Origin of the sequence: Paraburkholderia sp. J67, from assembly GCF_905220265.1 — a bacterium.
GTDB lineage: Bacteria > Pseudomonadota > Gammaproteobacteria > Burkholderiales > Burkholderiaceae > Paraburkholderia.
The window spans coordinates 81206-102401 of sequence record NZ_CAJMZK010000033.1 but is presented as its reverse complement, the minus strand read 5'-3'; the positions used below and the strand labels follow the sequence as shown (position 1 = coordinate 102401).

17 protein-coding genes are annotated in these 21196 nt (G+C 63.7%); 4 read left to right on the top strand and 13 right to left on the bottom strand.

All coding sequences use genetic code 11. The features are described 5' to 3' along the window. Positions 1–217 precede the first annotated feature (217 nt). Entirely contained in the window at positions 218–832 is a 615-nt protein-coding gene (locus U5782_RS36005; RefSeq protein WP_322048616.1) for a thioredoxin fold domain-containing protein, read from the top strand. 301 nt (positions 833–1133) lie between these two features. On the opposite strand, the gene U5782_RS36000 is transcribed toward U5782_RS36005, so the two are convergent. From U5782_RS36000 to U5782_RS35950, 11 genes are all read right to left on the bottom strand, one after another. After that, positions 1134–2087, bottom strand: coding sequence for a DUF1571 domain-containing protein (locus U5782_RS36000; RefSeq protein ID WP_322048615.1), 954 nt, complete (start codon positions 2085–2087; stop codon positions 1134–1136). A gap of 78 nt (positions 2088–2165) precedes the next feature. Beyond that, complete coding sequence (locus tag U5782_RS35995) at positions 2166–3929, bottom strand: AMP-binding protein (protein ID WP_322048614.1); 1764 nt, start codon at positions 3927–3929, stop codon at positions 2166–2168. Positions 3930–4035: 106 nt separating this feature from the next. Further along, the gene (locus U5782_RS35990; protein ID WP_415914469.1) at positions 4036–5094 is read right to left on the bottom strand and encodes an alpha/beta fold hydrolase; all 1059 of its coding nucleotides are present in this window, start codon (positions 5092–5094) and stop codon (positions 4036–4038) included. Between the two features lie 47 nt (positions 5095–5141). Then, on the bottom strand, positions 5142–6077 hold the full coding sequence (locus tag U5782_RS35985; RefSeq protein ID WP_322048612.1) for an alpha/beta fold hydrolase: 936 nt from the start codon (positions 6075–6077) through the stop codon (positions 5142–5144). 6 nt (positions 6078–6083) lie between these two features. Beyond that, positions 6084–6986, bottom strand: a complete 903-nt coding sequence (locus tag U5782_RS35980; protein WP_322048611.1) for a metal-dependent hydrolase — start codon at positions 6984–6986, stop codon at positions 6084–6086. Then, positions 6983–7924, bottom strand: coding sequence for an SDR family NAD(P)-dependent oxidoreductase (locus U5782_RS35975; protein ID WP_322048610.1), 942 nt, complete (start codon positions 7922–7924; stop codon positions 6983–6985). Before U5782_RS35975 ends, U5782_RS35980 begins: the two co-directional genes overlap by 4 nt. 39 nt (positions 7925–7963) lie before the next feature. Continuing rightward, the gene (locus tag U5782_RS35970; protein ID WP_322048609.1) at positions 7964–9553 is read right to left on the bottom strand and encodes an NAD(P)/FAD-dependent oxidoreductase; all 1590 of its coding nucleotides are present in this window, start codon (positions 9551–9553) and stop codon (positions 7964–7966) included. Positions 9554–9814: 261 nt separating this feature from the next. Further along, the gene (locus U5782_RS35965) at positions 9815–10705 is read right to left on the bottom strand and encodes a MerR family transcriptional regulator (protein ID WP_322048608.1); all 891 of its coding nucleotides are present in this window, start codon (positions 10703–10705) and stop codon (positions 9815–9817) included. 98 nt (positions 10706–10803) lie between these two features. Next, positions 10804–11643, bottom strand: coding sequence for an OmpW/AlkL family protein (locus tag U5782_RS35960; RefSeq protein ID WP_415914466.1), 840 nt, complete (start codon positions 11641–11643; stop codon positions 10804–10806). Positions 11644–11861: 218 nt separating this feature from the next. After that, positions 11862–13076 (bottom strand): DUF2957 domain-containing protein, encoded by a 1215-nt coding sequence (locus U5782_RS35955; protein WP_322048623.1) that lies wholly within the window; start codon positions 13074–13076, stop codon positions 11862–11864. Between the two features lie 183 nt (positions 13077–13259). Continuing rightward, positions 13260–14651 (bottom strand): DUF2957 domain-containing protein, encoded by a 1392-nt coding sequence (locus U5782_RS35950; protein WP_322048607.1) that lies wholly within the window; start codon positions 14649–14651, stop codon positions 13260–13262. A 778-nt stretch (positions 14652–15429) separates the two neighbouring features. Here U5782_RS35950 and U5782_RS35945 point away from each other — a divergent pair. Next, positions 15430–16452, top strand: a complete 1023-nt coding sequence (locus tag U5782_RS35945; RefSeq protein WP_322048606.1) for a hypothetical protein — start codon at positions 15430–15432, stop codon at positions 16450–16452. Positions 16453–17053: 601 nt separating this feature from the next. Here U5782_RS35945 and U5782_RS35940 read toward each other — a convergent pair. Then, entirely contained in the window at positions 17054–18916 is a 1863-nt protein-coding gene (locus U5782_RS35940; protein ID WP_322048605.1) for an ATP-binding cassette domain-containing protein, read from the bottom strand. A 13-nt stretch (positions 18917–18929) separates the two neighbouring features. Beyond that, complete coding sequence (locus U5782_RS35935; protein ID WP_322048604.1) at positions 18930–19814, bottom strand: extracellular solute-binding protein; 885 nt, start codon at positions 19812–19814, stop codon at positions 18930–18932. Positions 19815–19964: 150 nt separating this feature from the next. On the opposite strand from U5782_RS35935, the gene U5782_RS35930 reads away from it, so the two are divergent. Both U5782_RS35930 and U5782_RS35925 read left to right on the top strand, forming a co-directional pair. After that, entirely contained in the window at positions 19965–20393 is a 429-nt protein-coding gene (locus U5782_RS35930) for a TOBE domain-containing protein (RefSeq protein ID WP_322048603.1), read from the top strand. 41 nt (positions 20394–20434) lie between these two features. Beyond that, positions 20435–21040, top strand: a complete 606-nt coding sequence (locus U5782_RS35925) for a nitrogen fixation protein NifQ (RefSeq protein ID WP_322048602.1) — start codon at positions 20435–20437, stop codon at positions 21038–21040. The last annotated feature ends 156 nt before the right edge of the window (positions 21041–21196 follow it).

Here is a 21196-nt window from a genome sequence, read left to right as displayed (position 1 = left end):
TGTGAAAAAGCGCTCTAGCCATATCGACCAGAGTCGTTCGGGGCAAGTTTCTCTCCGTCTTCCTGTGATTCCCGCAAACCTTCACCTTCTATTGCTCACCTGACAGAGCTGCCATGTTCGCGTCAGGGGTACGCCACGCTAGAGCCCTAATATACGGGGCTTCGCGCCGGGACTCGAATCCATTGCGGGTCCGCGCGCAGCACTACCGAGGTGACGAATGAAGAAGTGGATATACAGCCTGATCGCGGCCAGCGCGTTGAGCGCATGGGGTACGGTACCGGCGCTGGCAGCCGATGAGCCGGCATGGTTGCCTGCGAGTGCGGCCACACGTTTGCAGGGCGCGAGCGCCATTGTCGAAGGTGCGAGTGGCGCAAACGTGAAGTCGACGCTTTACGTCTTCATGGACCCCAACTGCATTTTCTGCCACCTCGTATGGAAGGCGTTGCAACCGTATGAAGCTGCGGGTCTGCAAGTCCACTGGATTCCGATGGGCTTCCTGAAGCCCGATTCGGCAGGCAAGGCAGCGGCGCTGCTCCAGTCGAAAAATAGCGCGGCACTCCTGAAGGAACTGGAAACGCATTATTCGGAGAAGGACGAATCGGGTGGCATTGCGCCGCTCGCTCATATTCCGGCGACCACGCAGGCGCAGATCGATAGCAATATGCAGCTGTTCCAGGATCTCGGTTTCCAGGGTACGCCCAGCATCATTTATCAGGGCTCGGGTGGCCGTTGGGCCGATATCGACGGTGTGCCGAAGCTCGGCATGCTGCCCGGTATGCTTAACCTGCCAGAGCAGCCGATAACCGATCCGGAATTGCAGAAGTATCGCTAAGCCGTTGAGGTGAGCTGTTCCAGGAGCGCGCAAACAGGGTGAGCGGCCATCGCGTGGCGAGATCACCGCAATCTGGAAATGGTGAGGAATTCCAGGAGTCGAAGAGCGAATCGGAGCGAGGTGAGAACCTGCCTGCACCGCAGGCTCACCGAATACCACCCACGCAGCGCAGTTTGTGAAACTAACGATGTGCGGATAGTGCGATTAGCACGCAAATAGCACGCGATTTAAACCGGTGAAGGCGGCGCGTGCCGCCTTCATCACCGTCATTACCCTCCCGAATACGCTCACCTTACGCGTATCAGAACTTGTATTCAGGGTTCTTGGGATCGAAGGCATCGGCGTCGAAGCTCTTCGGCGTGATGCTGTCGATCACGATCTTCTCGAACATCTGGCCGTCATCGCCATAGGCTTCGACGGTGCGGAAGTACGGATGGCGCAGATCGAGCCCAAGCGTCTGCTTCTTCGCATAGAACTGCGGCTTGCCGCTTGGCGATACATAGGTGAGCGCCACCACGCGCACGCCGTTGATGGTCTTCACCTCGACTTCGGGCTTATACGGCGCGCCCACTTCCACATATTTCTTCGCATCCGTCATGAACTGGCTCACGATGAATTCCGTGCCCAGATCCGTGATTTTGTGATTCGACTGCGAGCGCGCGAGCGTGCCGTCGAGCGCCGTCCACATCGGCATGACGCCGAGCAGGCCGCCCAGATGACCGTACATCTCGTCGGGCTTCTTCGAGGCGTCGTAGATCACTTCCTCGCCCGAGTGTTCGCCATCGGGCAGCCACTTCGCGTAGATGCGCAGGGGATCGTGCTCGAGCTTCACGAGCATATGCGCGGGCTTGCCCGGCCATTTGCCGTTCAGCCGTTCCCAGCGCGAAAGCATGAATTCGTAGGACGGATAGCCCGACGGACTGAGCTTGATGACGGTCGGCACCACTAGCGGGTCGAGCGTCTGAAACAGGGCTGTGAGTTGCGCATCGTCCATCTTCACGAGTGAGCCGCTTTTCTGCGCGCGCTGGAGCCAGCGCACCTGCTGATCGACGGAAAGCTTGCTCACTTCTGCAGCGGCGTTTCCAGACGGGGCGGCAGCGTTGCTCTGCTGCGCACTGGCGTCAGCGCTCGCGTCATCCTGCGCGAAGGCCGTCACGCCAGCCAGGGCGAGCGCCGCACAGGCAAGTGGCGCGACAAGGCGGCGCGCGAGCCGTTTCGAGCGTAGTGCCGTCGGTTGCGAAAAAAGCGTGTTCATGACTCGTCTCCCTGAATCAGTGCTTGTTTGAGTAAAGCAAAAAAAGCAGAACCGCAAAGATAGAGCGGCCAACGGCGCTCAATTCGCGCGTTGCTTCGCGATCTCCTCGTCGCGCAGCGCGCGGCGCAGGATCTTGCCGACATTGGTTTGCGGTAACGCCTCACGAAACTCCACGACGCGAGGCACCTTGTAACCGGTGAGCTGCCGACGGCAATGCGCGATCACCGCATCGGCCGTGAGCGCCGGATCGCGTGCGACCACGAACACTTTCACGCGTTCGCCCTGCACGGGGTCGGGCACGCCGATGGCGGCCACCTCGCGCACGTCGGGGTGCATCGCTACGACTTCTTCGATCTCGTTCGGATACACGTTGAAGCCCGAGACGATGATCATGTCCTTCTTGCGGTCGATGAGACGGATGAAGCCTTGCGCGTCCATCACGCCGATGTCGCCAGTCGCGAGCCAGCCATCGGCATCCAGCACTTGCGCCGTATCGTCGGGGCGATTCCAGTAGCCGGACATGACCTGAGGTCCCTTTACGCACAATTCGCCGGGCTCGCCGATATTCGCCCACGTGCCATCCTCGTGGCGAAAGCGCACTTGTGTGGAAGGCACTGGCAAGCCGATCGAGCCGGCGAAATCGCGCATGTTGCCCAGTTCGACGGGATTGGTCGCGACGATGGGCGAGCATTCGGTGAGGCCATAGCCTTCCACGATGGGCTGCCCCGTCACGGCCTTGAAGCGATCGGCCACGGCCTTTTGCGTGGCCATGCCGCCCGCCATGGCGAGCTTGAGTGCAGAGAAGTCGCGCTTGCAGAATTCCGGATTGTCGAGCAGCGCGTTATAGAGCGTATTGATTGCCGTAATGCCGGTGAAGGTCTCGCGACGCAGGATCATCATCATGCGCTTCGTGTCGCGCGGATTCGCAATCAGGATGTTGCGCCCGCCCAGCCCCAGAAAAATGAGCGCATTCACCGTGAGCGAATAGATGTGATAGAGCGGCAGTGGTGTGAGCACGGTTTCGATCTCGCCAGTGAGCTGCGAAGAGGACCATGCCTTCGCCTGCAATACGTTGGCGATAATATTGCGGTGCGTAAGCATCGCGCCTTTCGCCACACCCGTCGTTCCTCCGGTGTACTGAAGAAAGGCGAGGTCGCCGCTAGTGCGAAGTGCCGGCGAGAGCGTGCGCTGCGCGCCGATTCGAAGCGCATCGAGCAGGCGCACGGCACCCGGCAGCGCATACTTGGGCACCATTTTCTTCACATGTCGCAACACGAAATTGAGTGAGCGGCCCTTGAGATTGAGGCCATCGGCGAGCAGGTCGCCTAGACCCGTTACGGCGATATGCTCGACGTGCGTGCCCGGTAGCGCCTCTTCGAGAGTCTTCGCGAAGTTCTCGAACACGACGATGGCGCGTGCGCCACTGTCTTTCAACTGGTGCGCAAGCTCGCGCGGCGTATAGAGCGGGTTGACGTTGACGACCACGGCGCCGGCCTTGAGCGCGCCGAACAGCGCGACGGGATACTGAAAGGTATTCGGCAGCATGATCGCCACGCGCTCACCCGGTGCGATGCCGACACTCTGCAACCACGCCGCGAATGCTTCCGCCTTGCGTGCGAGCGCACCATAGGTGAGCGACGAACCGACGCTCACATAGGCCACGCGGTCACGAAACTGCGCGATGCATTCGTCGAAGTACGCAGTAATCGTTTCGTACTCTGAAACATCGATTTCGGGCGGCACGCCTGGAGGATAGGAGGCGTACCAGATGCCGTCGGTATCGGGTGCGGCGTGCCGTGCGCCGTCTTCCGGAACGGTTCGCGCTTGCAGTTGGGCTGCCATGCTCGTCTCCAGGATGTTCTTTTTGGTGAACCGCAGCCTTTTACGATAACAAGTTCACGTCGTGCCTCGCACGCTTTCGTACCGAGCAGTCGCTCTATCCGTGGGCTCAGATTGCGGCGCGGCGTGGCGGCATCGCGGGCGTAAGCGATGCATCGGCGTCGACGTGCTGGTCGACTGCGATTGTGCGTTCGCTCTGCGCCTGGGTCGTGCCCGCAATTGCTGCGCGCAGCCACTCGTAAGTTGTCGAGGGCGCGGTGACGGGCAGCATATGGCCGCCTTCCACGACCTTGAGCGTCACACGCTTCGAGCGGCGGCGCAGCGCATCGCCGTGACGCGCCCAGCTCAGCACGATGTCGCCGCGCCCGAACAATACCTCCACGGGCACTGTGAGCTGCGCGTAGCGTTGCTCCATTAGCGCGAGATCGCCCGCGTCCTCGATGGCGACGAGGTCCCGCGATGCGTTGATAAAGCCGCAGGGCCGCAGGCTCAGCAATGCGCCGCCACGCGTGCGGAAATCCGCGGGCACGGCCTCGGGCGCGAACACTTGCTTGAGGGTCGGCGTGCTGGTGGCGAGGCCGAATGGTGTCGCAAGCGTGCGTGCGATAAAGCGGCGCACGACTGCAGAGCGCACGGCGAGCGCGCGAAACGCCTTCGGCACCTCGGTCTGCACATGTGTGAGCGGCGCGATCAGCGCGATGCGCGCAACCGTGTCGGCATGATCGAGCGCGACGGCAAGCGCGATTGCGCCGCCGAGCGAATGCCCGACCAGCACGGGCGCCTGCAAATCGAGCTTCCTGATGAAGCGTGCAATCGTGTCGCCCTGCGCGCGAATGTTCGCGCCGGCCTGCGCGCCGCGGGTCGAATACCCCGAGCCGGGCCGATCGACGAGGATCACATGATGGTCGCGCGCCAGCGCTTCGAGCGGCAGATACGCGAAGTTGCGCATTTGTCCGCACAGTCCGTGAACGAACACCACGGGCGGCTTCTCACGGTTGCCATACTCGACGTAATGGAGGCGCTCGCCGTCGATATCGATATGACGGCCATCCATCGGCACGGCCTGTTCGATGCGGCGCGTGGCGCGCCGCGTGAAAAGCACGAGCAACACGAGCGTGATGCCGAGCGCGGCGATCACGATAATTCCCGTCAACAAGGGCAGGGCGATTGCGTTCACGCGGTTCTCCACGAGCAAAGAATGAGGCTTCAGAGCGGTCAGACGTCGATGGGCGCGCGCGCATCCTCGCGCTTCGTCCACGCAATAAAACGCTGCACGCGCGCGGCGATGAGGGGCGCGTCGCGCAGCACGGTCCAGTGCGGTGCATCGATGATCTCGCGTCGATAGCGACCGAGCCACTGTGCGGCACTAGCAGATAGCGCAGGCGTCACATAGCGGTCGAAACGCGGCACGATGAATTGCACCGGCACCTGCGTGCGCCGCTCGCGCGGCCGCCGCGCGCAGGCGATGAAATTCGCGCGATAGAGCTGCACGCCGTTGAGGCAATTGCGCAGTTGATCCGGATCGCGCGAGGCGCGTACGCCTTCGGTCTTGCGCAGCCACCAGGGCCACAGCGCCGCGCCGCCGAGTCGCCAGACCAGTTGCGGCACCAACGGCAGATGAAAGAACGCGATGTACCACGACCGCAGCGACTGCGCGAGCCCCAGCCGCGCACGAAATACGTGATCAAGGCACGGCCCGGAGATCGACGTATATGACGCGATACGCTCGGCGTTGGCTGGGTCGGTGACAGCCTCCCAGCATTGGATCGAGCCCCAGTCGTGTGCGACCAGGTGAAACGGCCGCGCGCCGCAGGTGGCATTGGCCACGGCGATCAGGTCGCGTGCGAGTTGCGCGAGCTTGTAGCCCGCCTGGCCGCGTGGCGCCGCCGACGCGCCCATGCCGCGCACATCGTAGGCAATCACGCGAAAGCGGGTCTCCAGCTCGCGCCGCATGCCGTCCCAGACGCGGGCCGAATCCGGATAGCCGTGCACGAGAATCAGCGGCGGCGCTTCACTCGACCCGCCCACGTACACGGCAAGCCGCACGCCATCCGACTCCACGTCGAGCCGCTCGATCGCGCGAGGCTCGGCTGTCGCGTGAGCGTGATGCTCGCGTGGACCGCCGCGCGGTGCGTCGCGTAGGGTACGCATCGTCGCTCAGGCCGCGTGCGGCGTGCTGGCCTGATGCAGCGGCACGCGTCGCGGCGCGGCCTGCGCGGCAAACTGCGCGTTGGTCTCGTCGATCTGCTCGATAAGACCGCCAATTCGTTCGAGATGCTGACGATTGTTGTGATCCCACGGATGAAAGCTCGGCTTGAAGAAGCGCAGCCATTCCATCGCGATGCCAGGGAACACACCGTGGCGCGGGCCATAGAGGAACTTGACGAGCTGCCAGTAGCCGCCGAATTTGCCGATACGGCGCTTATGCCGGCGCATTAGCGCAAGGTGATAGTCGAACACGATCAACCAGAACAGGAGTGTGATCGCGAGCATCGTGCCCGTACGCATCAGATAGCGCTTCGGCCCCGGCTTGATGACGAGATTCCACACGTCGTAGGAGACCGACTTGTGTTCGGTTTCCTCCAGCGCATGCCAGAGCCACATCTGCTTGTAGCCTTCCACGGAACCTTCGATGCGCGTGCCTGTGTCGTCGAGCAGCAGATCGGCGAGCATGGCGGTGTAGTGTTCGAGCGCGACCGTTTGCGCGAGTTGCAGCGAGGGCGGCAATACCTTGCGCGCGAAATTGAGGATCGCCCACAGACGCTTGTCGAGTTTGTGCGCGGGCAGGCCGGCGGCCTGTAGCAAGTCGTTGTATTCGACGTGCTCGCGGGTATGCATCGCTTCCTGACCGATGAAGCCCATCACCTGCTTCTTGAGTTCCGGGTCTTCGATGCGGTCGCGATAGTGGCGCACCGCATCCATGAAGAAGCGCTCGCCTGCCGGAAAGAGCAGCGAAAGGGCGTTGAAGAAGTGCGTCACCGGCACACCTTCGACGTGCCAGTCGCAAGCCCTCTCGGGCGGCAATGCGAAACGGACGTCGCGTCGTACGGGCATGATCATGCTGTTTCTCCCTGATTTTTGCCTGCATTGTTATTCATGGTGCGGCTGGCGTTGCTCATCGCTTCGGCCGACTCACGCTTCGCGCGTTTGCGCGCCTTGGCGGCCTCGCGCCGCGCGCTCATCACAACGAGCGCCTGGTAGGCGGCGGGCAGCGTGCGCGCGAGCCAGTCGGCGGCGCGCGCGTCGCGTCCGATCAGCACGCGCCGGGCGTTGCGACGCACGCCATTGAGGATGGTGCGCGCGGCGTCGTCGGCGGTGGTGATGAAGAACTTCTCGAATTCGTCCTTCCCTTGCTGCTCGCTCGCCAGCATGAAGCCGACCATGTTCGATGCCACGCGACTCGACTGGGCGATGTTGGTGCGGATGCCACCCGGATGCACGCAGGTCGCGGAGACGCCGCAGCGCATCATGTCGAGTTCCTGGCGCAGCGATTCGGTGAAGCCGCGCACGGCAAATTTGGTGGCGTTGTAACCGCTCATGCCGGGCTGTGCAAACAGTCCGAACACGCTCGATGTGTTGACGATATGGCCTTCGCCTGCCGCCTTAAGATGCGGCAGAAAAGCCTTGGTGCCGTGAACGACGCCCCAGAAGTTGATGTTCACGATCCATTCGAGATCGCTGTACGACATGCCGTCGATGGTGCTGGATAGCGCCACGCCCGCATTGTTGAAGACGAGATTCACGCGACCATGTGCAGCCACGGTCTCATCGGCCCACTCGAAAACCGCCTCGCGCTCGCTGACGTCGAGCTCGCGCGTCGTGACGCGCACATTGGGCGAGAGCGCGCGCACGATGCGCTCGGTCTCCGCGAGACCGAGGGCGTTCTTGTCGGCCAGCGCAAGATGGCAGCCCGCTGCGGCGAGCTGCACGGCGAGCGAGCGGCCCATGCCCGAACCCGCACCCGTGATGGCGGCGACCCTATTGTCGAAGTGCTTCATATTGTTTTCTCTCCCATGCAAGCTGGTGCAAAGCGCCGCTCAGGCGGCCTCGGTCGTTTGCGTGGCCACGCTGAGTGGCAATTCGGCATCCTCACGATGAGGCGCGCGGAACACCTGATAGTCGGCCATCGAGAAATGCGCCGTGGCCCGGCGAAAGCGCCACGTGAAGCCCGGCCACAGCGTGGTGTTCTTGCCGCTGCGCGGATCGAGATACCAGCTCTTGCAGCCGCCCACCGACCAGATCGCGCGGCTCAGCTTCTGCTGGATGCGCTCGTTGTAACGCGCTTCAACCTGTGGGCGCACTTCGATGGCGTCGGCGCGATCCTTCTTCATTGCGTCGAGCGCTCCCAGGATGTATTCGATCTGCGACTCGATCATGAACACCATCGAGTTGTGGCCGAGCCCGGTATTCGGGCCAACGATCATGAAAAAGTTCGGATAACCAGGCAAGCTCGTGCCGAGGTAAGCGTGTGCACCATTGCGCCACGTATCGACGATATCCACACCGCCGCGCCCGAGAATCGCGCCCGGCGGAAACGGATCGGCGACCTGAAAGCCGGTGCCGTAGATCAGGCAGTCGACTTCGTGATGACGACCGTCGGCGGTGACGACGCCTTTTGCGTCGATGCGCGCGATCGCGTTCGTCACCACATTCACATTCGCGCGCGTGAGCGCAGGGTAATAGTCGTTCGAGATCAGCACACGTTTGCAGCCGATCGTGTAGTCGGGCGTGACTGCTTCGCGCAGCGCGGGATCGTTCACCTGATGACGAATATGACGCAGCGCGAGTTTCTGGACGTTCTTCATCAGCGAAGGGTGGACCGCGAAACCCAGCACACGCGACTCCAGCATCCAGTAGAGCCCGGTGCGCGCGATCTTCTGCGTGAACGGCAGCGCGCGGAACATCCATTGCTCGAACTTCGAGAGCGCGCGGTCGGGCTTGGGCATGATCCACGGTGGTGTGCGCTGGAACAGCGCGAGCTTGTCGACTTGCGGGGCAATCTTCGGCACGAACTGGATCGCGCTCGCGCCAGTGCCGATTACGGCCACGCGCTTGCCTTCGAGCGCATAACCGTGATCCCACTGTTGGGAATGGAATGCTTTGCCCTGGAACGTTTCGACGCCGGGAATCGCGGGCAATGCGGCGCGCGAGAGCCCGCCCATTCCGGAGACAAGCACGCGTGCGGACAGACACCGCCCGTTGGCGAAGGCGAGGCGCCAGCACTGTGCAACATCGTCCCATTGCGCGCGGGTCAGTTCGTGATCGAAATGAAGCCACGGCGAGAGGCGGAACTTGTCCACGCAACGATTCAGATAGGCGCGGATTTCCGGCTGGGGAGCGAACATGCGCGTCCAGCGCGGGTTGGGCGCGAAGGAGAACGAATAGACGTGCGATTGCACATCACAGGCGCAGCCGGGGTAATGGTTGTCGCGCCAGGTGCCGCCCACCGAGCCGGCCTTCTCGAATACGGCGAAATCGGTATGACCACGCTGCCGCAGGCGGATCGCCATGCCAAGCCCGGCGAAGCCGGTGCCGATGATGGCGATGCCGACCGGCTCGGCAGACTCGCCTGACTGGCGAAAGCGGCCCTCGGCCGCCGGATCGAAAGACCGGGTGGATGCGTTCATCCGGAGCGTCTCCCTATGGTTCATTATTAACTGTTACATTGAATGATGTAAACATAGTGCGAGAGACGCCTGCGCGCAAGGGGCTAGAGTGAGCATTCCAGGAATTGCGCGAGGATCGTGAGAATGCGCGCAAACGCCCGCCTGGTCTGGGTTTCAGGCAAAAGGCAGGCTGGCGGGGAGGGGGAAATCAGGAAGAAAAAACGGGGCCGCAAGGTTGGCCCGCTACGTCAAGGGCCGCTCGGGGCATGACGCGTTGCGTTATCAGCGCTTCTTGCCGGCGGCCTTTTTGGTCGCGCGAGGGGCTTTCTCAGTGGCAGCAGCGGGCGGCGGCGCTTCGACAACTTCCGCGTCAGCGGCGGCGCGGCGGCCCAGTTTCTGGTCGAGGATGGTCGCCACGCGGCCGCCCAGATACTCGCCCGACTGTTCTTCGAGCGCGCGCAGGATCTCGTTCTCCACGAACACGGTGGAGAGCGGGCGCAGCCGCCAGATGGCGTCCACGAGCGCGGGCATGTCGGTCGCGGGCGGCAGCGCGCCCGCGTCGTAGCGGTCCAGATGGCGCACGACCATTTCCACGAGCACGCGCGCGATGGCGTCGAAATGCGGGCGCGCCGCTTCGAGCACGTCGAGCAGTTCGCGCGCCGGAATGCCTTCGCGCACCGTCGCGGCGGCGGCATCGAGCATGGCGGGATTGCGGGCGACGAACGAGAGACCCTTGCGTTCGAGCAGGCCAAAATCGGCCAGGCGCGAGAGGTTGCTGGGCGCCTGCGGGCCGAACAGCTTGATCAGTTCGGGGAGCGAATAGGTCTTGGGCCGCGCATGCGACCACGGGCCGCCAATCGCGTTTTCGAGGCCCAGGATCGAGCGCAGATCGCCGCCGTCGTCGATGGCCTTGATGAGATCCTGGATGTTCGAGAGCGTATAGCCGCGCGCGAGCAGGTGATTGATCAGCTTGAGGCGCGCGACGTGCGAATCGTTGTAGATGCCCACGCGGCCGCGTTTGTCGGGCGGCATGAGCAGTTCGCGGTCCTGATACGCGCGCACGTTGCGCACCGTCGTATTCGCCACGCGTGCGAGTTCATCGACGGTGTATTCGCTGTCGGTGGCGCGCTCGGGCGCGAGTTCAGTCTCAGTGGGCTTGGGCGATTTCGGCATGCGCCGATTTTAGCGCGAGCCGTCGCGCGAGCGCGAGACAGCGTGCCGCGTCAACGTGCGCAAGCACGCACGCCGCGCACGACGCGGGCGCACGCGCCTCAGAACCTGTACGACATGCCGAGGTACGAAATGAGCGGATCGGCCTTCAGTTCGGCGCGGCTCACGGCGAGCTCGGTGCCGTCGGCGGCCTTCACGATCACGGACGACGTGGTCTTCAGCGGAATGTACGTGAGCGACGCCACGATGCCGAGGTGCGTCGTGATGTTGTATTCGGCGCCGATGTTGAACACCGGCTGCCATGACGACGACGCCTTCGCGCTCACCTGCGTTGGCCCCGGCTTGCCCGCGCCCGCGGCCAGCACCGAGCCCAGATCGTCCTGCGTGGCCTTCACGAAATTCGGATTGAGCTGGATCGACGAGAACCAGTTGTACGATACGCCGACACCTACATAGGGGCGGAATTTCGCATCGGCATCCCGGAAGTAGTACTGAAAGATCAATGCCGGGCTCCATTGCCGCACGCTCGTGACAATGGGATTGGTGGACGGATCGCCCAGATTCTGGCTGCCGAGCGCGCCCGCCGGTCCCGGTGGCTTGATGGTGCCGTGACCGTAGAGCTTGAAGGTGGGCGGCACGCCCGCCACCGACGATATCGCGATGTGATCGGTCAGAAAGTGCGTGAAGACCAGGCCGACCGTGTCCGCCTTGCTGGTCGACAAGCCGGTGCCCGGCGACGTGAACGAATTCGGCAAACGCAACGGCGTGTTGATCGGTGTGGGCGCAACGGTCGTCGTGAGCGGCGTGCTCGATTGCAGGGGCTGGACGTGAAACCAGCCGAGCACGGCTACGTTGTCGCCCGCATGCTGGGCATGAGCGGCCGTCGAAACACCGGCGGCCACCGCCACCGCGGCAGCCGCCTTCACAGTACGTCTCATCATTCCTCCCTGTTCCTCTCAGGTTCGGGTGGCCTGCCTGCGCGCGGCGGCCGTCTCGTGAACGGCCGGTCCTGCGTGCGCCTTGCGGCTCGACTGCTTGCGCGATGGAAAAGCGGGGTATCGCGCGCACAGCCGAAGAGCGGTCACCTCATGGGCAGCGTGTCCCTCGTCGATCGCTGCATAAGTGCACAACTGCGCGCATCAAAGCGCGCGCAGATGCGTTACTGCACGAAAGCGCCGGCCGTGAAGTACGGCGAGGACGCATTCGTCAAATCGAGGAAGCCGAACACGCCGCCCGTAAAGATCATCTTGCCGGTCGGTGTCGTGCCCGTCGAAGCGTTCACGTGCGTGGTCGTCACGATGCCCGGCACGCTCTGCGCGAAGTTGAGATCGAGCGCCGTGGCCAGCGAAGCCTGCGACGCGTTGAACGGATCGAGCAGCGTGCCCTGGGTGCCGGACAGCGCGAGCGTGCGGTAATCGAACTGGCTGTCGACGCCGATGTATTCGCCGTCCTGCGAGCCCTGCGCGACGGCCGTTTGCGGCGCGAGCACCGAGATGCCCGACTCGTCGTCGGCGACCGGGCCGGTCGCGCCGCTCTGTGGATCGACGCCGACCTGCGGATACGCCACGCCCGTGCGCACGAGCACCGGCACGAGCTGGTTACGCAGCTTGCCGACGATCATGAAGCCCTTGGCGGCGTTCTTGCCCGTCACGAGCGTGGGCTTGACCTGCCCCTGGAAGTTGTCGGTTTCGAATGCCCCGCTGCCGTCGCTCGATTGCGTGAGGTTGGTGCCGGGCTGCTGGCACTTGCCGGCATTCACGCCCGAGTTGTCGCATTCCTGCCAACTGCCGTCGGCGTTGATGGTGATCTTTGCGTCCACGGCGGCGGGCAGGAAGTTCTGCGACGGCACCTGGTGATAGCCGAGCTGGTTATAGGTGCCCGCCACGTTGGCGATATTGGTTTCGAGCGTCGAAAAGCCAATGAACGGGTAATACGGGAATTTGGTGTCCGGCACCACGCCGATACCGCCCGAACCCGCAAACTGGATCTCCGCGCCCGGAATCGTGCCGCCCGCCACGCCAAAGCCGATGAACACGCGCGCCGGCCGGCTCGAATCGAGGCTCGCGCCGTTCAGCTGGAACGCGCACTGATTGAGCTTGGCCGTGGGCAAGGCCGTTTCTTGCGTGATCGTGCCCGAGACCACCTGGCCCTTGCGCGTGGGCGTCACGGTGCCCGTGGTCGCGGGAATCGGCGATTCGACGTAGGTGACCTGCCAGGTCTTTTTGGTGGTGTCGATCTGCAGCTTGACGAGTTCGCCGTCACCGCCGCCGCCTGTGTAGACCGTGCTGTAGTCGATCGTGGTGGGGCAGAGTGCCGTCTCGACCAGCGGCGGGCTGCTGTTTCCGCCGCCGCCGCACGCGCCCAGCGTGAGCATCAGCGGCGCGCCGACGCCAAGCGTCGCGAGGCGTTTCGCGAATTGCTTCGATTGCATACCGCATCTCCAGATTCATTCTTGTAGGCGGGGCGCCAGCTCCCTGTCGTGGCGCCCCGTTCTGGCTTACTGCGTGCTTCTGATTCTTTGCTGTCCTGCAGATTGATTCGATATGCGAATCAATCGTCACTGTGGCTGGATCAGCGCACCCACACCGAAGTAAGGCGTGTTGGTCGTGACGCTGTTCGCCGACGTCGACGTGACGCCGCCGTTCTCCTCGCCGTTGATGAAGACGCCGTAGATGCCGCCGACCGAGATGACGTTGCCCTTGTTGCTGTTGTTGTCGATCGCGCTGATCAGGCCCGGTTGCGTCTGCGTGTAATCGAGCGTGAACGTGCTTTGCGTTGTCATCGTCGAGGGCTTGAGGAAGCCACCGCTCTGGCCGTTGATGAGCGTGGCCGTATAGGTGAAGTTCGAGTCCGCACCGATGTAGCTGCCGTCGATCGCCCCCGACTTGAGCGTGGTCGCGGGCGCCATCATTGCGATGCCCGACTCGTCGTCCACGTGAGCATTCGTGAGGGTCTCGTTGACATAGCCCGTGCGCACGACGATCGGCACGATCACGTTATTGAGCTTGCCGATGATCAGATGCGATGTCGCGCCGTTGCGCTGGACCACCAGATTTCCCAGGCCAGCCAGGATGGACGTGGGCGTTTCGATCTGGGGCGCGTTGGCGCTGTCGAAAAAGCTCCCGCCCGAATCCGCGCTCCAGGCGCTGGCGGCCGTCGCGCAACTCGTGTTGGTCGCGCCGGTTGGCACGCTGCAATTGCCGCTGGCGTCGTACTGCTCCTGCGTGACTTCGGCGGCAGGCGTGAAGTTGTTCGACGGCAGGATGTGATAGAGCAGCGCGTTATACGAGCCCTTGAGATCGGCGATGCTCGTGCTCACCGTAGAAAAGCCGATGAACGGATAGAAGTCGAACGAGCGCGCCTTCACGGACGGGAAGAGCGTTGTGGCGAGCCCGTCGCCGCTGAAATCGATGGTTGCGCCCGGAATGCCGCCGCCCGCCACGCCGAAGCCGACGTACACGGTTGGCGGATTGTTGGCGTTGTAGGCCGTGGTGTAGGTGCTGCCGTTGATCGTGCCGGTGCCTTGCTGGAGCTGGAACGCACAGGTGATCTGGGCGGCGGTGGGCAGCGCGCCGGTGGGCGGATGCTGGACCGCGCCCGTGACCGTGAGACCCGTGCGCGTGGTCTGCAGCGATGACGAGTTGACCGGGATCGGCGACGCAAGGAACGTCAGCGAGTAGGTCATCTTGGTGGGATCGATCTTCAGGCTCACCACCTCGCCGCTGCCGGCGCCGCCCAGATACGTATTGGCGGCGATGTCGGCGGCGGCCGGACAGAGCGCTGTGGCCGCCGGTTGGCTCGTCGGCGCGCCCTGGTTCGTGCAGGTCGATCCCGAGCATTGCGCCGGACTGACGGCGCCTGGATCGCTCGCCTTGCCTCCACCGCATGCAACTAGAAACGGCGTTGCGGCTGCGGCCAGCGCGACGCAGCGGACAATGCTTTCCAACATATGTCAGCCCTCCCTGTCTCGTAATAATTTATGCGCTGAAGATTGGATGATGACATTGGGCGCTGTCAATTGAACGAATCACTCTAAAACCTGGCGGGCGGGCCGTATCGCTTGCGCCGTCACGGTTTCGGGCTGCCGCAACAGGGGTTTGTCCCGATGTATCCGCCACGCACGCGCGGCCGCCGGAGCAATCGATATGCCCGGCTATCGCTATGCTCGTTGCGTATAAATCTTTCGGACAACGGCGTACTGAAAGGATTGAGGCAAACCCTGGGGCAATCGGTGCAGCGGCAAAGTGCGCTGAAGAAGGGCGGAGGTTTTTATGCTCGTCAATTTGATTGGGTATCCGAATGAATTAATTCGGAGTTATCGATTCTTTTTACTGGGCCTGGTGGGATTGACGGTGAGGAAATACAGGATCGATTTGGGTGTCGCGCGTGATGCAAAGGTGAGGCTTTCCGGGGGGCGAATGCGCGAGAGCGCAATCAGGCCGGAAATCCGGCCGGTAAACCTCAAATGTCATGTGAAATGGCAAAGGTGAGTGTCTGCGGGAGGCCATATTCACGTTAATAAGCCAGCAATAGGCTAGTTCGCGATTAACGACAAGTTGCTTCGCGAATTTTTTAAACCAAAGCGTCTGGCTTGAAATCAAAAGGTGAGTATTTTCGGGAGATCATGGAAACGCCATCCTGACATCGGGTTCATTATTGGAAACGGTATAGTGATCCGCGATCCGCGCAGGCCAATGCCTGCCCGCGCGGCGCTACGGAGTCGCCCGATGGGATTATTCGACCGCTTATGGCCGCGCAAACGCGCGACGCCGGTCCAGGAAACCGCGCAGACGCGCGCGCTAGTCGAACGGCTGACGGTGCTTAGCCCGTCGCTCAAACTCGCGCGTGGGTATCGCGAGCGGCTCGTGCCCGCGCTCGCGCAATCGCAGAGCTATATCCGCGCGTTGGTCGATCGCCTGCCGCCCGCACGCGAGGCAAGTGCCGCGAACTGGCTCGCCGATCCTTACATCCACGCGTTCTTTGCTGCGCCCGACGAAATTGCGCACGTGCTGAGCCGCTCGCCCGAGTTGCATGCGTGGTTCGACCAACATCCGCTCGCGCGGGAAACGTGGGCGGTGCTGGGCATGGCGATGAACGAGCGCCGCGGCTTTGGCGTCGAGCAGCATGGCGACCAGGTGCACAGCGATGTCGCCCAGACTACGCTGAGCTTTGACGACCATCAGGTCCGCGTCTGCGGCGAATCCGAACCGGACCTGCGCGAGCAGATCGTGCAACGCGTGGTCGAGCAGATCGCGCTGGAAGGCCTTGCGCAGATTGCCGCGGACGAGTCGCGCCGCGGCGCGCTCGAAGAGGAACGGGCGCTCCTGCGTACGCGCCGCCAGTTGCTCACGCGCCAGTGCGCGGGCACACAGCACATGGTGGGCGAACGTGCGCTTGCGAATGCGGCGGAGCTCGCGCAACTGGAGACGGAAATCGCCGCGAACGAACAGGCGCTGGCGGCGCTCGGCCTCAAGACGGAGGCGATCGAGCACGAACTGGCGGTGATCTGCGATGTGCTCGGGCATCCGGCGCAGCACGCGAACGTGGAGATGCGGCAGGTGACGCTCAGCCCGATGAACGTCGTGTTAGAGCACGCTCAAGCCGATGGCGGTGCGCCGATTGTCTTTCCGCTCGCGCGTATTCCGGCTAGCCCGCTGGGCGTGCGGGCGTTCTCGCTGGTGCGCTTCGCGCGCGCGGATCTCGTGCCGTTGCCGACGGTGCTGGACGCGGATAGCCGCTTCGTGATTTGAGTGCGCAAGGTTCACCGGCGCCGCAAGGGTGAGAGTATTCGGGAGCTTGTTTAATCGGCTCTGCGAATCGTGAGGTGAAGATGGGCGATCGCACATCGCTCACTCGAAGCGCGAGGCGGCGCAAGCAATCGCGCAATTTCCCCCTAAATAAAGGCCAAAAATTTCCTGGGAGTCCCAGGTCATGCGAAACGATTGCTAGCCTTGGCACAGCGATAACGTGGCACGCGTCAGGTGAGGCTTTTCGGGAGATGGCGCGGATGGCGGGCAAGACTGCCGTGTGGTGAGGGAGCCGGAACGTCGATGGTTCACCGCACCGGCGGGTAAAATCTGGCGGCACCTGCCAAAAACTCCCTGATTCAGGGCAATTTACCAGGAAAATTTCCTGGTAGTGCCAGGTTAAACGATGCGAATCGTTTTCTCCGGACGTGCGCCCGGAGCCGCTCAAAAAGCCTTGGGGTGAGCTTATTCGGGAGTGGTGCGCCGAAATGCCTGGCGACGCTAACCGATCATGGCGAACGTGGCGAAATGCCTTGAAACAGGGCCTCGATTGCCCGGCGGCGGCGGCATGGCCGTGCCGCCGCGCGTTTAAAGGTGAGTCTTTTCAGGATGCCTCGGCCGTCCATGCCGTTACGCCGCCCGCGTCGATCTCGAAGCGCAGCGCGTGCGCGGCGTCTTGCGAAAACGCGGCGTCGTCGGCGGGGATATCGAACAGCTCGCCGGCCAGTTCGATGGTCACGTAGCGGTCGCCATGACGCAGCGACGTACCGGCGATGCGTCCTTCCCAGCGACCGTTGGGCGTCGCACGCAGCGCGCGCGGCGCGACTCGCCACATGACGCGCGAACCTTCGGGGATCGCCACGCTGGCGGATACGGCCGGGCGAGGTAGCCGCAAACCGCTCGCCGTTTCGATCTCGCCCAGAGCCCGCACGACCCCCTCGCCGATGTTATGCAGGCCGAGCAATTCGGCCACACGCAGCGAAGCCGGTTGCCCGAACACCGCATCGACGGGACCGGCCTGGAGCGTTCGGCCATGCTCGATCACGAGCACTTCGTCCGCGAGCAGGGCGGCTTCGTCGGGATCGTGCGTGACGATCACGGTCACCGCGGCGATTTCGCGCTGGAGCGCGCGCAGCGATTGCTGGAGGCGTCGGCGGCGCGGCGTGTCGAGCGCTGCGAACGGCTCGTCGAAGAGCAGCAACTGGCTATGGCGAGTGAGCGCGCGCGCGAGCGCAACGCGCTGGCGCTGGCCGAACGAGAGCTGACGCGGCAGGCGCTGCGTGAGCGTGTCGAGGCCCAGATGCGCGAGCCAGTAGCGCGCGCTGGCGGCGTCGGCGTCGACCGGAAACGCCAGTTGCTGCGCCACCGTCATGTGCGGAAAGAGGCCGTAGTCCTGCGGCATATAGCCGATCTGGCGACGCTCGGGCGGCAGTACGCCCAGATCGGTCGCGCCGAGCGTCACGGCGCCCGCGTCGTTCGCCTCCAGACCCGCGATGATGCGCAGCGCGAGCGACTTGCCGGACCCCGACGGCCCGATGATCGCGAGCCGCCGCGTGCGCGGCTGCCAGGCGACGTCGAGCGTGAAGGCGCCAAGGCGCCGCTTGGTCGCGAATGCGAGCCGCAGGTCGGCGACGTCGTGCGCGGCGGCGGCGGGCGTGATGGCGGTGAGGTCGTCACCGTTATCGACACTCACCGCCAGCGTTGCGCGCGCGCCGCGCGTATACACCGAGAGCACCGCGCAGACGATCGCAATGGCGAGCGTAGGCAGCAACAGCGGCATCATCGCGGGCAGCCCCTGGCCGCCGAACACCACATAGGTGTAGACCGGCAGTGAGTACGGGTGATACGCGACCATCACCGTCGCGCCGAACTCGCCGAAGGCGCGCAGCCAGGCGAGCGCGAGCCCGGCGCGGATGGCGGGCCAGGCGATCGGCAGCGTGACGCGGAAAAAACGGCTGGCGGCATGATGGCCGAGCGTGGCAGCGACGTCGTCGTAGACCGGATCGACGGCGGCGAACGCCGAACGCGCCGCAACGATCAGAAACGGCGCGGCCACGAAGGTTTCGGCCAGCACGATGCCGGTGAAGGAATCGGTGAGCGCGCCGTTGAACAGCAGGCCGAGCGGACTATACGGCCCAAGCAGGAAGAGCAGCAGGATGCCGCTCGTGAGGGGCGGCAATGCGAGCGGCAATTGCACGACGAAGCCCAGCAAGGCGACGCCGCGCGCGCTCGAACGCGCAAGCCAGTAGCCGAGCGGCACGCCGCCCACGAGGATCAGGAGCGCCGCGACGCTCGCGCTGCCCGCCGACACCCCGACCGCCGACCACGTGGCGTGCCAGTCGACGTTGGCCCAGTCCGCCTGGCCGATCTGCGGAATGCTGGCGAGAAAGGGCGCGCACAGATAGACCGCGAGCAGCGCGCCCAGCCACCAGAGCGGCCTTGCGGCGCGCTGCGCGGGTTGCGTCATGACAGCGTCAGGTTCATTGCTGCGCAGCGTCGATCACAGCCTGCACCGAAGGCGGGATCGCCTGGCCATTGCCGTTGACCGTGGGCTTCGTCACATCGACGCCATGTTCGGCGAGCAGCTTGCGGCCTTCCGCCGAGAGCAGGAAGTTGACGAAGCGCGTGGCGCCCGCGTTGTTCTGCGCATCGTTGAGAATCGTCAGCGTGTAGTTCGCCTTGATCTTCAGTTCGGGCGCGGGATGGATCGACGGAATCTTCAGGTCCGAGGTTTCGGTCGAGTAGAAGAAGCCTGCGTCGAGCTGACCCGATTGCAGACGGCCCACGAGGGTTTCTTCCGGCAGCACCTGCTCGGGATTGTCCGGCGTGCCCAGCGTCTTCTCGACGAGATCTGGCTGGTTATACGCCTGCGCCGCCTTCGTCATGAGTTCGACGGTGAAGGCGCCCTTCGGATCGAGCTTCGGGTCCGTGCGGCCGATGCGAATGCCCTGCTCCTGAAGCACTTGATCCCACTTCTTCGTCTTGAAGTCGTTCGCGAAACGGCTCTTCGGGTTGTAGCCGATCAAGAGCGGCGATTCGGCGAAATTCACGTACCACGAAACATGATTGCCATTGGCTTCGCCCATCAGGCTCGCGTTGACTTTCGGACTCGCGCTGATGAACACGTCGCCACGGCGCAGCTTGCCCTTTACTTCATTGGCGATCTTGTTCGAACCCGCGGCGTAGCCCTTGAAATGCAGGCCCGTTTCCTTTTCAAACGCGGGGCCGACGCTCTTTTCCATGAGATTCACGAGCGAACCTGCGTAGAGCACGTTCACATCGTTGTCATCTGCGGCGAATGCGCTCGAACTGGCGGCCAGCACGCCCGACATCACCACGACCGATGCGATCATCTTGCGGATCATCTGTTCTACCCCGTACCGTTATAAAGGTGCATATATTACGACGTCCTGACGCGACAATGTGCTTATCCGAATGGCCAATCTTCGCGATAACACCTGTGCGTGATGGAGGCACGCGACTACACTGGGCCCCTGAACTTTAAGGAGACCATCATGCGTACCAGCGCCCGCAATCATTTCACCGGTCAGATCGCTTCGGTCAAGGCCGGCGCCGTCAACGACGAAGTCACGCTGCACGCCGAAGGCGGGCTCGAGATCGTCGCCATCATCACGCACGGCAGCGCCGCATCGCTCGGCCTTGCGGCAGGCAAGCCCGCCTTCGCACTGGTCAAGGCATCGTCGGTGATCCTGATGGTCGATGGCGACGCGAGCAAAGTGTCCACGCGCAACGTCATCGCGGGCAGCGTGGCGTCGGTGACGAAGGGTGCGGTGAACGCCGAAGTCGTGATCGCCGCGCCGGGCGGCGCGCAGATCGCGGCCATCGTCACGAACGACAGCGTGGACCGTCTCGGCCTCGCGGCAGGCAAGGCGGCTTCGGCGCTGTTCAAGGCGTCGAGCGTGATCATCGGCGTGGACGCGTAAGGCGTTCGCCTTGCTCTCGCGCGCACGTCACGGCGAGCCACATGCCTGACTCGTTGCCCGACTTCGAGCGCCTCGCGGTGGCCTGCCGCGACCGCCTGACAGGCATGCCCGGCGGCGCGCGTTCGGCCGATGCGTGGTTGTTCGCCCGCCTCGTGGCGGCGCGAGAAGTGCGTGGCGAACGGGCGTTGCTGGGTTTATCGGCGAGCGCGCTGGCCGCGCTGGCCGAACGGCATTTCGCGGCAGACGCGCTCACGCCGCAACCGGCTCAGGAACTCGCGCTGCTGGACGACGCGCACGCGGCCTTCGCCGTGGCCATGCGCGATTTCCTGGTCGGCCTGGCCGCGCCCGAAGTTCATGCCGCCGACGCGCTTTGTCTTGCCACGATCCTCGCGCATGCGTGCCTGCGTCCCGATCATCTGTGGCGCGATCTCGGCTTGTCCGGTCGCGATGACGTCACGCAGATGCTCACGCGTTTTTTCCCGCAAGTGGTCGCGCGCAACACCGACAACCTGCGCTGGAAAAAGCTGCTCGCGCGTGAGTTGGCGCTCGCACATGGCGGCACGCCAGGACCGGCGCCAGGTTGCCCTGGCTGCGAAGATTTCGGCTTCTGTTTTCCGGCTACTCAGCCTGCTGCGCCGCGCGCCTGATATCCCGCCTGACGTCCTGTCAGGCACGGGTCGCGCGAAATCCATCGTGTATGCTTGCGCCCATGACCGCATCCGCCAAAGATCGCCCATCCGCGCCCGCCCGGGCACGGAAAACCGCCGTCCCCAACCCGGCTTCAGACGTGAACACGAATCCGC